The sequence below is a fragment of the Tenacibaculum sp. MEBiC06402 genome, from assembly GCF_049239625.1.
GTDB lineage: Bacteria > Bacteroidota > Bacteroidia > Flavobacteriales > Flavobacteriaceae > Polaribacter.
Map to the genome: position 1 here is coordinate 21,016 of NZ_JBMKKT010000099.1, position 12,708 is coordinate 33,723.

Annotated in this window: 12 protein-coding genes and 1 tRNA gene; 8 read left to right on the plus strand and 5 right to left on the minus strand. The window is 31.7% G+C overall.

Going from position 1 to position 12,708, the window contains the following annotated elements; translation table 11 throughout:
- Positions 1-162 precede the first annotated feature (162 nt).
- Complete coding sequence (locus tag ACOSP6_RS11920) at positions 163-357, plus strand: hypothetical protein (protein ID WP_422095725.1); 195 nt, start codon at positions 163-165, stop codon at positions 355-357.
- A 16-nt stretch (positions 358-373) separates the two neighbouring features.
- On the opposite strand, the gene ACOSP6_RS11925 is transcribed toward ACOSP6_RS11920, so the two are convergent.
- Positions 374-2,557 (minus strand): glutamine synthetase III, encoded by a 2,184-nt coding sequence (locus ACOSP6_RS11925; protein WP_422094651.1) that lies wholly within the window; start codon positions 2,555-2,557, stop codon positions 374-376.
- 156 nt (positions 2,558-2,713) lie between these two features.
- Here ACOSP6_RS11925 and ACOSP6_RS11930 point away from each other — a divergent pair, with 156 nt between their 5' ends.
- Positions 2,714-3,724 carry a glutamine synthetase beta-grasp domain-containing protein gene (locus tag ACOSP6_RS11930; protein WP_422094652.1) on the plus strand — a complete coding sequence of 337 codons (1,011 nt, stop codon included), beginning with the start codon at positions 2,714-2,716 and terminating at the stop codon, positions 3,722-3,724.
- Between the two features lie 65 nt (positions 3,725-3,789).
- Here the strand turns inward: ACOSP6_RS11930 and ACOSP6_RS11935 are convergent, their stop codons facing one another.
- Positions 3,790-4,731 carry a calcium/sodium antiporter gene (locus ACOSP6_RS11935; protein ID WP_422094653.1) on the minus strand — a complete coding sequence of 314 codons (942 nt, stop codon included), beginning with the start codon at positions 4,729-4,731 and terminating at the stop codon, positions 3,790-3,792.
- Positions 4,732-5,249: 518 nt separating this feature from the next.
- On the opposite strand from ACOSP6_RS11935, the gene ACOSP6_RS11940 reads away from it, so the two are divergent.
- The 6 genes from ACOSP6_RS11940 to ACOSP6_RS11965 all read left to right on the plus strand — a co-directional run bounded on the left by ACOSP6_RS11940 (position 5,250) and on the right by ACOSP6_RS11965 (position 8,507).
- The gene (locus ACOSP6_RS11940; RefSeq protein ID WP_422094654.1) at positions 5,250-6,581 is read left to right on the plus strand and encodes a hypothetical protein; all 1,332 of its coding nucleotides are present in this window, start codon (positions 5,250-5,252) and stop codon (positions 6,579-6,581) included.
- Between the two features lie 103 nt (positions 6,582-6,684).
- Complete coding sequence (locus ACOSP6_RS11945; RefSeq protein WP_422094655.1) at positions 6,685-6,837, plus strand: SsrA-binding protein; 153 nt, start codon at positions 6,685-6,687, stop codon at positions 6,835-6,837.
- A 17-nt stretch (positions 6,838-6,854) separates the two neighbouring features.
- Positions 6,855-7,082, plus strand: a complete 228-nt coding sequence (locus tag ACOSP6_RS11950) for a putative signal transducing protein (protein ID WP_422094656.1) — start codon at positions 6,855-6,857, stop codon at positions 7,080-7,082.
- Positions 7,083-7,126: 44 nt separating this feature from the next.
- A tRNA-Arg gene (locus tag ACOSP6_RS11955) sits at positions 7,127-7,200 on the plus strand.
- Between the two features lie 196 nt (positions 7,201-7,396).
- A complete protein-coding gene (locus ACOSP6_RS11960) occupies positions 7,397-7,915 on the plus strand; it encodes a hypothetical protein (RefSeq protein WP_422094657.1) in 519 nt (172 codons plus the stop codon).
- Positions 7,916-7,952: 37 nt separating this feature from the next.
- Complete coding sequence (locus tag ACOSP6_RS11965; RefSeq protein ID WP_422094658.1) at positions 7,953-8,507, plus strand: hypothetical protein; 555 nt, start codon at positions 7,953-7,955, stop codon at positions 8,505-8,507.
- 35 nt (positions 8,508-8,542) lie between these two features.
- On the opposite strand, the gene ACOSP6_RS11970 is transcribed toward ACOSP6_RS11965, so the two are convergent.
- Genes ACOSP6_RS11970 through ACOSP6_RS11980 form a run of 3 tightly spaced genes read right to left on the minus strand, consistent with a single transcriptional unit; the run spans position 8,543 to position 12,595 of the window.
- Positions 8,543-11,122 carry a carboxypeptidase-like regulatory domain-containing protein gene (locus ACOSP6_RS11970; protein ID WP_422094659.1) on the minus strand — a complete coding sequence of 860 codons (2,580 nt, stop codon included), beginning with the start codon at positions 11,120-11,122 and terminating at the stop codon, positions 8,543-8,545.
- A complete protein-coding gene (locus ACOSP6_RS11975; protein WP_422094660.1) occupies positions 11,123-12,031 on the minus strand; it encodes a FecR family protein in 909 nt (302 codons plus the stop codon).
- 54 nt (positions 12,032-12,085) lie between these two features.
- Complete coding sequence (locus ACOSP6_RS11980) at positions 12,086-12,595, minus strand: RNA polymerase sigma factor (protein ID WP_422094661.1); 510 nt, start codon at positions 12,593-12,595, stop codon at positions 12,086-12,088.
- Positions 12,596-12,708: the final 113 nt, after the last annotated feature.

Consider the following 12,708-nt stretch of genomic DNA (forward strand, 5'->3'; position numbering starts at 1 on the left):
AAAACAATCAAAGTTATTACAGCTTTAAATTTGGCCAAATGTTCTTTTTATCGTTTAGCACCCTGTTTTAACCCAGAATTTACCTTGTTGATTTTCAGTAAATCCCCTAGATATATAAATTTTTTCGATTCATACTTTTGAATACATTAAAAACATATTAAAATGAATTGGTCTTGTATTTTTAAAATTGTCATTATGTTAATTGGCTTTGCCGCAGCTGCAGCCTTTGGAATCGCTTCTGTATTTGCCTGCGCAGGTAATATTGTATGTATCGCTCTAACTATAGCTGCTACTGCAATAGTAATTGGTCTTGGTTTTTGGGTTATTTACAATTTACTTCAAAACTGTAGAGATTAAACAGTTCTATCTCTTTTTATTTGGTGAATAATAACTCTCTGTATTTTGTTAATGGCCATAAATTATCATCTACTAATAATTCTAGTTTATCTACATGATAACGAATATCTTCTAAATATGGCTTTACTTTGTTACAATAGACATCAGCATTTTTCTGACCTTTAAATTTGTTCGCCTTTTTACGCTCCTCAGTCATTTGTTCAATTTTGGAATTAATTTCAGCAATATGATTAGATATCCGTTTGATTAAATCTATTTGCTCCGAAGCATACTGTTCGAAACCTTTTCCAAAAATCTCTTTTAACCCTTTAACATTTTCTATTAATGTATTCTGATATTGAATAACTATTGGAATAACATGATTTCTAGAAATATCACCTAAAACACGACTTTCAATTTGAATACGTTTTGCATACTCTTCCAGTTCAATTTCATGACGCGCTTCCACTTCAACCTTATTCATCACTCCCATTTCTTCAAAAAGCTCTATGCTTTTTGAAGAAATTTTAGCTTTTAAAGCTTCTGGTGTGGTTTTATTATTACTTAAACCACGTTTTTTAGCTTCTTTCTCCCAAGCTTCTCCGTAACCATCTCCCTCAAAACGAATCTTTTTAGACGCTTTTATGTATTCTCTTAAAACATTAAAAACAGCTTCGTCTTTTTTCAATCCTTTCGTATCAATTAAAACATCAACCTCCTTTTTAAAGTCTTTTAATTGTTTTGCTATGATTGTATTTAAAACAGTCATTGGTCCAGCGCAATTAGACCAAGAACCTACAGCTCTTAATTCGAACTTATTTCCAGTAAAAGCAAAAGGTGAAGTTCTATTTCTGTCTGTATTGTCGAGTAGTATTTCTGGAATCTTACCAACGATATTTAATTTTAAATCTGTTTTTTCCTGTGGCGACAACTTTCCTTTGGTTACATTTTCTAACTCATCCAATACTTCAGACAATTGCGAACCAATGAATACAGAAATAATTGCTGGCGGAGCTTCATTCGCTCCTAGTCGATGATCATTACTTGCACTTGCAATAGATGCCCTAATTAACTCCTCATAATCATGCACTGCTTTAATAGTATTTACAAAAAAGGTCAGAAATTGTAAATTCTTCATCGGAGTTTTACCTGGACTCAACAAATTAACGCCAGTATTTGTGCTTAAACTCCAATTATTATGCTTACCTGAACCATTAATTCCTTTGAATGGTTTTTCATGAAACAATACTTTAAAGTTATGACGTTGAGAAACCTTTTCCATCACATCCATTAATAAAGAATTATGATCTACAGCTAAATTGGCCTCTTCAAAAATTGGAGCAACCTCAAATTGATTTGGAGCTACTTCATTATGTCTAGTTTTAACAGGAATTCCTAATAACATACATTCCTGTTCAAGATCCATCATAAAATTCATAATTCGCGTAGGAATTGAACCAAAATAATGATCTTCTAACTGCTGACCCTTGGCGGAAGAATGACCTAATAGTGTTCTACCTGTCATCATGATATCAGGTCTCGATGCCGCTAAAGCTTTATCTATTAAAAAGTACTCTTGTTCCCAACCCAAAGTGGCAGTAACCTTTGATACATTCTTATCAAAATACTTACAAACTGCTGTGGCAGATTCATCAATTGCTTGCAAAGCTCTTAATAACGGTGCTTTATTATCTAGTGCTTCACCCGTATAGGCTACAAAAATTGTTGGAATACATAATGTTGTTCCATATATAAAAGCCGAAGATGTAGGATCCCAAGCGGTATATCCTCTGGCTTCAAAAGTATTTCTTATTCCTCCGTTTGGAAAAGAAGACGCATCTGGCTCTTGTTGTACTAATTTTCCTCCATCAAACAACTCCATTGCTTCTCCATCTGAAGTAGTTTCAAAAAAAGCATCGTGTTTCTCTGCCGTTGCCCCAGTAAGTGGTTGAAACCAGTGTGTATAATGAGTAGCACCTTTTGATAGTGCCCAGTTTTTCATACTTACCGCTATCTGATCTGCTATACTCCTATCTATCTTATGTCCGAACTCTATTGCATCCTTGACACTTTTGTATGCCTCCTGTGTCATATACTGTAACATTGCCTTATCATTAAAAACATGCTCAGCAAATAGTTCAGAACGCTTTTTATTCTCTTCGATTTGAATCACTTCTCTGTTTAGAGCTTCTTGTAATGCGTTAAATCGTATTGTAGCCATTTTCAAAATTTGAAGCTAAAATAATATTAATCCCCTAAAAAAATAGGGGTCAAATTATTTTTTTATTAAAATTAGGACTTTTACCCCTAAAAATTTGGGGGTGTTTAAAAAAATATTCATTTTTGCATCATTAAACTAATTAACGATAAAAAAATCATGGCTAAGTCAAAATTAGAGTACATTTGGTTAGATGGATATTATCCAACTCAAAACATGCGTAGTAAAACTAAAGTTGTAGATGACTTTAGTGGAAAATTAGAAGACTGTCCTATTTGGTCTTTTGATGGTTCTTCAACAAAACAAGCAGAAGGAGGAGATTCTGACTGTTTATTAAAACCTGTTGCTATTTATCCAGATCCTGCACGTGAGAATGGATTCTTAATTATGACTGAAGTTTTAAATGCTGATGGTACGCCGCATGAATCAAACGGAAGAGCTGGTATTGATGATGATGATAATGATTTTTGGTTCGGATTTGAGCAAGAGTATTTCATCATGGATACCCACACTCAATTACCTTTAGGATTCCCTATTGGTGGTTATCCTGGACCTCAAGGAATGTATTACTGTTCTGTTGGTGGTAAAAACACCCACGGTCGTGACTTCGTTGAAGAGCATGCTGATTTATGTATTGCTGCCGGATTAAACTTCGAAGGAATTAACCAAGAAGTTGCTTCTGGACAATGGGAATTCCAATTATTTGCTAAAGGAGCTAAAAAGGCAGGTGATGAAATTTGGGTTGCTCGTTATTTATTAGACAGATTAACTGAAAAATACGGATATTATATTGAATATCACCCAAAACCAATTAAAGGAGATTGGAATGGATCTGGTATGCACGCAAACTTCTCAAACACATTATTAAGAACTTGCGGAAGTAAAGAGGTTTACGAAAAAGTATGTGAGGCATTTAGACCTGTAACAAAAGAGCATATTGCTGTGTACGGAGAATTTAACGACCAACGTTTAACAGGATTACACGAAACTGCTTCTATAAAGGATTTCAGCTATGGAGTTTCAGATAGAGGAGCTTCAATTAGAATTCCAATTATTACTGTTGAGAAAGGTTGGAAAGGTTGGTTAGAAGACCGTCGTCCAGCTTCAAATGCAGATCCATATAAAGTTGCAGGAAGAATCGTTGAAACAGTAAAAAATGCAAAAATTTAAATCTTAAGATTTAAAACACAACATAAAATTGTTTATAAATGCTCACTGAATTCAGTGGGCATTTTTTATACGAATGCGACCAAATAAATAAAAACAACATAAGCTAAAAACAAAACAAATCCCTTAATTCTATTTAAAACAAACTTTTTAGGAATAAACGCTAAAGGCAAAATAATGAATGCAAACCCTAACATCCAAAAAACATCACGTGACAAAATTTGAGGTTCCGTCACCGGAATTTCTTTAATTAGCGATGTTAACCCTAAAACTGAGGCAATATTAAAAATATTTGACCCAATTAAATTCCCTAGAGATATCGCCTTTTCTCCTTTTACTGCTGCAATAACAGAGGCTGCTAATTCGGGCACGCTTGTTCCAATAGCAATCATAGTTATTGATATCACTCCTTCACTTACTCCAACACTTTTAGCCAATGTTTTTGCTCCATTTACCAGTAACTCAGAACCAAAATACAACGCGGCTCCACCAACACATAACCATCCCATTATTTTGGCATATCCAACAGTGGCTAACTTGTCGTCAACTTCATCATTAGCCTCCTCTTCTTTAGCAGATTTAATTAAAACCACCAAAAAAACAACCAGTCCTAAAAACAAAATAAGACCTTCAACCTTGTTCAATTTCTGATCATTTGCTAAAAAATAATATAACAACAAAGAGAAAACCATCATTACTGGCCAATTAAGCTTGTAAAAATCTTTACTCACCACAATTGGGCCAATTATAGCTGTAATCCCTAAAACCAAGGCAATATTAGCAATATTAGAACCAATAACATTATTTATAGCAATTGCAGGAGAACCATCCATTGCCGCCTGTAAACTAACTAATAATTCTGGTGCAGATGTGGCAAAAGAAACAACCGTCATTCCGATAACCATTTTAGAAATATTGAATTTAAAAGACAGACCAACAGATGATCTTACTAAAAATTCACCACCCAAAACCAACAGCACTAACCCTAAAACAATGTAAACAACACTCATGAAAAAAATTTTTACGAATATAGGAATATTCATACTGTGACAACTGACCAATTTTAATGAAAAATGGGCGATTACATTTTTCTAAAAAAACAAACTTCTTTACTTAAGAAAAAATTGAAACACCAAAAACACCTAGTTCTGAAAACAAGATTTCCTTTACTTTTCAAAAACCTCAAAAAAAGAGCCTTTATTTTATTACAGTATTATTTGTTTAGAACAAAAATCAATTACAATACAAAACCATAATTAAGTCAATAATGTTTCATATTAAAACTTTTTTAACATTTTTGACTTCATATGTAAATTCAATTTAATTAAATCGTTTCAAAAAGTTTGGAAGTAGGATTTCTTTCCTGATATATTCGAAGAACAATTTCGAAATTATACTATTTACTAACACGAAAACGACTATAAAAAATGATTGTATTTCTATTGAAACTAACTATGGCTTTAACTGAATTTTTATCCAGTTTAATTCAAACAATTTTTTAATATCAACTTTTAAAAACTAAATATATATGCTAACATTTTTTGGAATTTTAATAATCCTACTAGGCCTTGCGTCAATTGTTATAAAACCTTTCTTAGAAAAAAACAAGAATTTAGATTGGCTGACAACTCAAAAGAGTTTGACCGCAATTATCGTAGGTGTATTAATGAGCATTGTATCAGGAATGTTCTTCTATGCGGAACCAGGTACGGCTTACGCAGTTCAATACCCTTGGGGAGGCCAAAAAGCAGTATTTCAACAAGGTTTAAAAACTAAGATGTGGGGAAGGTTAATTCCTATTCAGTTCGAAATCCCAGTAAAATATGTAATTCCGAACCAAAAAGGTCAATTAGGAGACCAAAGTCAGTATGCTTACGTAGATAAATCTCGTCAATGGGAATTTAACGACGCTGTAAAAGGAAAGATTGCGACATCTATTGTGATTAGCATTGATATATCAGATGAAAAGCAATTCTTATCGGTTGCAGACAGAAATAAAACAGAAAAGAATTTAATCAGATCGAGAATTATTCCAAACATCGATCAATCTATTAAAAACACCTGTAAGTTAATGGCTGCTCAAGATTATATCTCTGGTCAGGCTGCAGATTTCGATAGGTATTTTCAAGATCAATTAGAAAACGGAATGTATGTACTTGAAGAGTATGTAGAGAATCAAAAACCAGAAATTATTGGAGATAGCACTGTAACCAGAACTATTCCTAATAAAGAATCTCGTCAAAAAAGATTCAGAATAAAAATGAAAGATGGTGAACCAGTCCGTGTGAAAGGAAACTCGCTTAAATCATATGGTTTAACTGTAGTTCAAGCCGTAGTTACAGAAATTGATTGGGAAGAAACTTTCGATAACAGATTACAATTGCAAAAAGAAGAAGTTGCTCAAACGCAATTAGAAAAACAACAAGCTGAAAGAGAGTTTTACCGTGCGCAAAAAGAAAAAGCAAAAGGAGAAGCAGAAAAAGCAAAAGAAAGAGCTAGACTAGAAAAAGCCCAAATTCAACAAACAATTGCTGCTGAAACGGAAGCAAAAGTTGCAGAGTTCAACTTAATAAAGGAAAAGAAACAATATGAAGTTGAACAATTTAAAGCAAAAAGTAAAAAATTAGCTGCGGACGCGCAGGCATATGAAAATCAGCGATTAGTGGGTGCAGGACTTACACCTCAAGAAAAAGCTGAATGGGAATATAAAACTGCAGTGGGAGTTGCTAAGGAATTGAAAGATTTAAAACTACCGACAACTTATATTGAAGGTAGCACAGGAAATAAGAACAGTGGGAATTTGCTACAATCATTAATCGGTGCTGAATTGGCTAAAAAAATGATTGAAAAGAAAAAGTAGAAAAACGAAAGAAAAGAAAACCAGAAAAAGAAACACAAAGTGGTGAGCTGCTAACTCATCACTTTTACTCAATTTTCATTATATTTGAGTATATCAGACGATAATGAAAAAACAACTTTTTAAGGCATTAGCCAAGATCAATAAAACTGTTTTACCATCGTTTACCAAAAAACAGTTAGATATTTCTAAAGCCTCTAAATTTCAATTAGCCATAATTGGTTGGAGAGCTTTTGTAACAATGAATTCTTTAGATTAATTAAAATACAATGTGTTATGAGTAATCATATAAAATTATATTCAGGAACTTCTATTTTAGTAAATAGATTAGCTTATATCTTAGATGAAATAGGTATTTCATCAATAATAAAAGACAATAAAGAGTCAAGTAGGTTAGCTGGTTTTGGACCTCTAGGTCAGTCAGTTGATTTATTAATTAATGAAGAAGATTATGAAAAAGCGAAGGACTCATTAGATATTTTTCAGAAAGAAATTTCTAAATAGTTTTACAGTTAAGAAAAATGATTTATATTTGCATCCGCAAAAACGGCCTCGTAGCATAACTGAATAGTGCACTTGATTACGGCTCAAGAGGTTGCAGGTTTGAATCCTGCCGAGGTCACAACAAAATCCTTTAAGATTATTTCTTAGAGGATTTTTTAGTTTTATCTACTCAATCAGCATCACTTAAACACTCTTCTTATTAACTATCTAAAATGTTTTTATATCTTTAAATCAAACTGATATGAATAAGACTTCTACTTTCCCAAATTCCATATCCTAATGTTATATCTAAGAATTGAGCAACATAATACAAAATGAAACACACTCAAGACCCAATATCAAAGGTTAAAAACATGATTAATTTTCTCTTCCTACTATTTTTTTTATTTAACTGTTCTTCATATAAAAAACATAACACTAATAATGATATAGAAGAAATTTTATCCCTTTTATCCAAGAAAGAATCTATTTACTACAAGACTATAAATCAAGATTTGGATCAAAGTTTAGGAACCTTTATAAATCTAAATTCTTTTGATTTTGAATTATGTATTGACGGCAAAGAGGTTATTGTAAAAGAAGAAATAAAATATATAAAGGAAAAAATCAAGGATTTAAAAAAGGTAAACCTAAAGAGACTATATCCTAAAATTGGCTTTAAAACTAAAAGAGAACATTCAAAAGCCTCTTTCATTTCTTACCCAATTCTTTTTAGGGAAAATAAAGCTGCCATATACTATCAAAAAGGACGTTATGGAGGTTCTTTTAGTTTGTTGATAAAGAAACAAAACAAATGGATATATAAATGCTCTAAAAGCATATGGATTGAATAATAAGCAAAATATTTTAATACATCTAAATTCTATGATTTTGAAACTATATAAAGTTCAAATCCTACTATTCGTTTTTATTTTAACGTCTTTAGTTTCTTGTAAAGCTCAAGAACAAAAAAACTTTAAAACCTGTAAAGATATTGAACTCATTAAAGAGCTTATAAAGCAAGAGTTAATCACGCAAAAGGATTCGTTTGATAATGTTATAGATCATAAAGTCTTGAATCGAACAATTTCAAAAGAAACTCTTGAGATTTTCTTAAAACCTGAAGCCCTTTCAATGATGACAAAAATTGAAATTAAATCCGAAAAGGATATTATTGATTTTACAAGTTTTTTTAATGACAAAGACTTTGAATTTATGCATTGCCAACTAAACCAAAATAAAATTAATAATTGGAAACAGCTGATAGAGTCAAGTTTTTTTAACTCGAATAAAAACAGATTAAGTTATTCGATTCCGTTGTTTTCTATTGACAAAAACTATGCTCTTATTTACAGAGAAAGCATAGCTTCAGGAAGTTTGTTCTTATTAAAAAAATCGAATGAAAAATGGAAGCACTACGCTAAGCAATTAATTTGGATAGATTAAGCTTTAAATTAACTGCAATTAAAAAGAAGATACGATTAATTATAAATAATTCGAAACATAACGTTTGGTGTAAAGCCAAGGGAAACTGTATCGGTAGTTCCTAAAATAATATTTGAGTCTTGATCTCTAGTAAGAAAAAAGTTTCTTTGTAGTGTATTACTTCTATCAATAATATTCAGAAAAGAAACACCTAATTTAGCTTTCCATTTTTTATCTCTTGAGATATTAAATTTATAAGTAGAAGAAAAATCAAGTCTTTGATAACTATCCAAACGCCTTCCATTAACATCTCCGAAAGAAAACTCTTGTGTTCCGTTATTATTAGTTTCGATAACTTCTGTAAAAGGAATCCCAGTTCGATATACCCAACCTAGAGAAAAATCAAAATTTCCGACTTCATAACTGTTGGACCACCTAAAGCGATGTGTAATATCATTACTTCCAGAAAAAGGCTTCCCATCATTGGTTTCAGGAAACTCAAACGTAGTATCTCCAAAACTATAACTCACCCAAGAAGTGTAATTGGTAAATTGTTTTTTAAGCAACACGTTAATTCCTTTTGAAACACTGCTCCCATTCGCCGTAATATTAGCATTTGTAGCAACACCTTTGGCAAGAGATGTCAACCCATCAATTGTTTTATAAAAAGTATTTACATCTAACATCCAACTATCCTTTTTAAATACAAATCCAGTTGATACTTGATCGGAATTTAAAATTGGAATTTCATTTTTGTTTGATAAACTCCATACATAATTCTCTAGCCCAAAATCATTCGTAGAAAACTCTATTAACTGACTGATGTTTTGCTGCTTTTTTTCGTAGGAAAAGTTCACCCATAACGACGGAAATAACTTCACTTGTGCGTATAACCTTGGTTCAACAAAGAATGTATTCTCCAAAGAAAAGTAAGTGTTTCTTAATCCTACATTGATGTTTACTTTATCTTCTTTATCGAACTTGTAATTTCCATAAAGCGCATAAATAGTGCTGGAACTAGCCTCTTCGATATTATAATCGCTCTCAGGGGAAAAAGAGTACGTTCTCCCTAAATTATAACTTACATCATTATTAATTAACTCAAAACCAAAACCTAATTGATTATACTGGTTCAAATTTGTATTTACCCCAGTTTTAAAATTAAACTCTTTTATAGAGTTTTTCTTAATTGAAGATTGCGAAAAAACAGGATCAACATTTTGTTCACCTATAAAATTATAGTCTAATTCGTAATCCGAAAAATAAAGACTTGTTTCTTGGGTTACATTATTGTTCCATTTTCGAGTCCAGTTAGCACCTAAACCTAAATTCTCGACATCTAATTTATCGTTTTGTAAAAAAGTACCATCACTTAATCCGAAGCGATAATCAAGCTTATTACTTACAAATAATTGATGCATCATCAACTGGTCTTTTTCTCCAATATCGAAGATTAGTTTCGTGTTAAAATCAAGAAAATAAAACTTATTGTTTTTATCAAAAACCTGATCAACATCGTTTTTTTCATTTTGATCGATAATAGTATTCTGGAACACTTTTTTCGCTAGACTTTGAAAAGTAGAGGTTTCAAAAATATCCGATAACGAGCGTCTTCCAGAAATTAATATTGAAGCTTTATCCCATAATGGCATTTCTAAAAAAGCATCTGCGTGTGTTAAATTGGTACCTAAACTCGCTTTGGTTTTATTTGCTACTTTCGATTTAGTTCGAATATCAATTACACCAGAAACATGATTCCCATATTGCGCTCCTACTCCTTCACTTAAAACATTTACTTCATCAATTATATAAGGATTAAAAGCGGAAATCATACCGAAGAAATGCGCTGGATTGTATACTCGAATTCCGTCGAAAAGAACCAAGTTTTGATCTGGTGTTCCTCCTCTGATGTGTAAACCTGATGAAGTTTCATTTGGACTTAAAACTCCTGGTAATAACTGAATGCTCTGCAATACATCCGGCTCGGTTAACCCTGGCAAAATTTCTCTTTGTTGCGGCTTAATTGCTATAGAACCGTCTTTGTTTTTGGTAATCCCATTAACCAAGTAACTATTGATTAAAACTTCATCTAACTTAGAAGAATACTCTTCAATTTCATAAGTATTACAACTCGCAGTAACAAGAGAAACAATCTCGGCTATAGTTTTATAACCTGAATAAGTTATTAATAACTCATCTTCCTTTGAAACTTCTTTTAGCTCAAAATAACCATCATAATTAGTAATGGTTCCAATACTCTTAGTTTTTACATAAACACTCGCCCCTTCAATAGGTTCTTTAGAATACTTATCTATAACATAACCGCAGATAGTTTTATCAGAATTGATGTTTTTTTCAAGGATTAAAATATATCGATTTGTAGTTTGCTTAAATAATAGATTGGTTTGTTTCGCAAGATTTTTCAACAACTCATCAAGTGGTAATTCAGCAGAAAAATTTTCAATATTCTTATTATGAATTACTTCATCAGAATATGAAAATTTCACTTGATACTGCTCTTCTATTTTTAATATAACTTGTTTTAGTGGAACTACATTTTCTTTTGTTTGAGAATGAAGGCCAGCCGTCAATAAAAGAGCAAAAAAAATAACAATGCGAACTTGACTAAAACCCATTTATTCTTCAACCAATATAATCTTATTTTTTTCTAAAATGGTAGCTTTAATTTGCAGGGGTCTGAATACTGTTTCTAATGCAATGTTTAAATCTTCATGTGTAAATGCTCCGGTAAACTTATTATCTAAATTTACTCCTTTAGCGCTTATGTTAACACTGTATTGATTCTCGATTGCTTTTATCACATATTTTAAAGAGATACTTGTAAAAGAACTTTCTCCATTCTTCCAACTAGGCTCTGTATTTTTAAACTCCCATTCTTCAGAAACGCCATCTATATTTCTAAAAGCTTTTCCTTTGGTTAAAAATACTTCTTTTTCTTGAGATTCAACTTTTACTTTTCCTTCATAACAACTAACCTCAATTAAATCGTCATTTGTTGTAACATTAAATTGTGTTCCCAAAACCGATACATTTCCTGTCCTGGTGTTTACCGTGAAGTTACTTCCTTTTTCAACTTTAAAAAACGCTTCTCCTTTTAACTCAACATTTCTGCTAATGACCCAATTTCTTTCACTAAAAGAAATCTCTGATTTAGAGTTTAACATTACCTCAGAACCATCAGGAAGATGGACTGCCATTTGTTCTCCAAAATCTGTAGTATGTATCGTTGGTGCGTTATATAAATAAAGTAGCCCAAAAACAATTGCAACAGATGCCGCAACTGCGATAGAAGCAACCTTATACAAAGGTTTTACTTTATTCTTTTTTGGAGCATTTACTTCCTTTTGAATTCTAGAAAATAATTGATTTTTATCAAAATCAGGTGTACTTAATTCCTTAGATTTTGTAGCTATTCTTTTATACAACAAGTAATCTGGATGGGTTTTAAACTCATCCAATTCAGAGTCACTCAATTGATTATCAATCCATCGAGCCAAAAAAGTATCATCGTATGCTTCCTTCATAATTATGCTTTGTACTTTTTATTAAAAAACAGTTTACTAGCAAATTACCCTACTTTATAGTAATTCAATTTTCTCTCTAAGACTTTTTAGAGCTAGTGACATTCTCTTTTCCACAGCTTTTACAGATATCCCAACAATTTCGGAAATTTCCGTGTAAGTTTTCTTATCTATTCTATTTAACAAGAAAACTTCTCTTTGCTTTTCAGATAAATCAGCGATAGCATTTTGTAATTTATCCATAAACTCTTTCTCTTCTAAAATAAATTCTGGAGTTTCTTTAGTGTATTGCTTCGGAGTTTGTTTTTGATGATTTAGTACAACTTTTTTATGCGCAACAACATTTAAAAACAAATTACTAGCAACTGTAAACAAAAACGATTTAGCTTTTGCTATTGAAACTTTAGCACAACTTTTCCAGAGCTTTACAAAACTTTCTTGCACCAAATCCTCTGCCAAATGCATGTCGCCAGATTTGTAATACAAATAATTTCTAAGCCCCTCAGAATGATTATCAAAAATGTCTTCAAACACTTTAGGTTTGCATATTGATTCTTCATGCTTCATAGAAAGCAAACTTAATTTTTTTTTATCAAAAAGTAGGGTATTTTTTTGGAAGTCTGTTTAATAGCCATATAAAGCGAAATAATTACCCTCATACATGGAATATTTAAAACTTC

What these genes read in the sequence shown, in the direction of transcription:
- ACOSP6_RS11920 (WP_422095725.1), top strand. Translation starts at nt 163, where the DNA reads ATGAATTGGTCTTGTATTTTTAAAATTGTCATTATGTTAATTGGCTTT.
- ACOSP6_RS11925 (WP_422094651.1), bottom strand. Translation starts at nt 2,557, where the DNA reads ATGGCTACAATACGATTTAACGCATTACAAGAAGCTCTAAACAGAGAA.
- ACOSP6_RS11930 (WP_422094652.1), top strand. Translation starts at nt 2,714, where the DNA reads ATGGCTAAGTCAAAATTAGAGTACATTTGGTTAGATGGATATTATCCA.
- ACOSP6_RS11935 (WP_422094653.1), bottom strand. Translation starts at nt 4,731, where the DNA reads ATGAGTGTTGTTTACATTGTTTTAGGGTTAGTGCTGTTGGTTTTGGGT.
- ACOSP6_RS11940 (WP_422094654.1), top strand. Translation starts at nt 5,250, where the DNA reads ATGCTAACATTTTTTGGAATTTTAATAATCCTACTAGGCCTTGCGTCA.
- ACOSP6_RS11945 (WP_422094655.1), top strand. Translation starts at nt 6,685, where the DNA reads ATGAAAAAACAACTTTTTAAGGCATTAGCCAAGATCAATAAAACTGTT.
- ACOSP6_RS11950 (WP_422094656.1), top strand. Translation starts at nt 6,855, where the DNA reads ATGAGTAATCATATAAAATTATATTCAGGAACTTCTATTTTAGTAAAT.
- ACOSP6_RS11960 (WP_422094657.1), top strand. Translation starts at nt 7,397, where the DNA reads ATGAAACACACTCAAGACCCAATATCAAAGGTTAAAAACATGATTAAT.
- ACOSP6_RS11970 (WP_422094659.1), bottom strand. Translation starts at nt 11,122, where the DNA reads ATGGGTTTTAGTCAAGTTCGCATTGTTATTTTTTTTGCTCTTTTATTG.
- ACOSP6_RS11975 (WP_422094660.1), bottom strand. Translation starts at nt 12,031, where the DNA reads ATGAAGGAAGCATACGATGATACTTTTTTGGCTCGATGGATTGATAAT.
- ACOSP6_RS11980 (WP_422094661.1), bottom strand. Translation starts at nt 12,595, where the DNA reads ATGAAGCATGAAGAATCAATATGCAAACCTAAAGTGTTTGAAGACATT.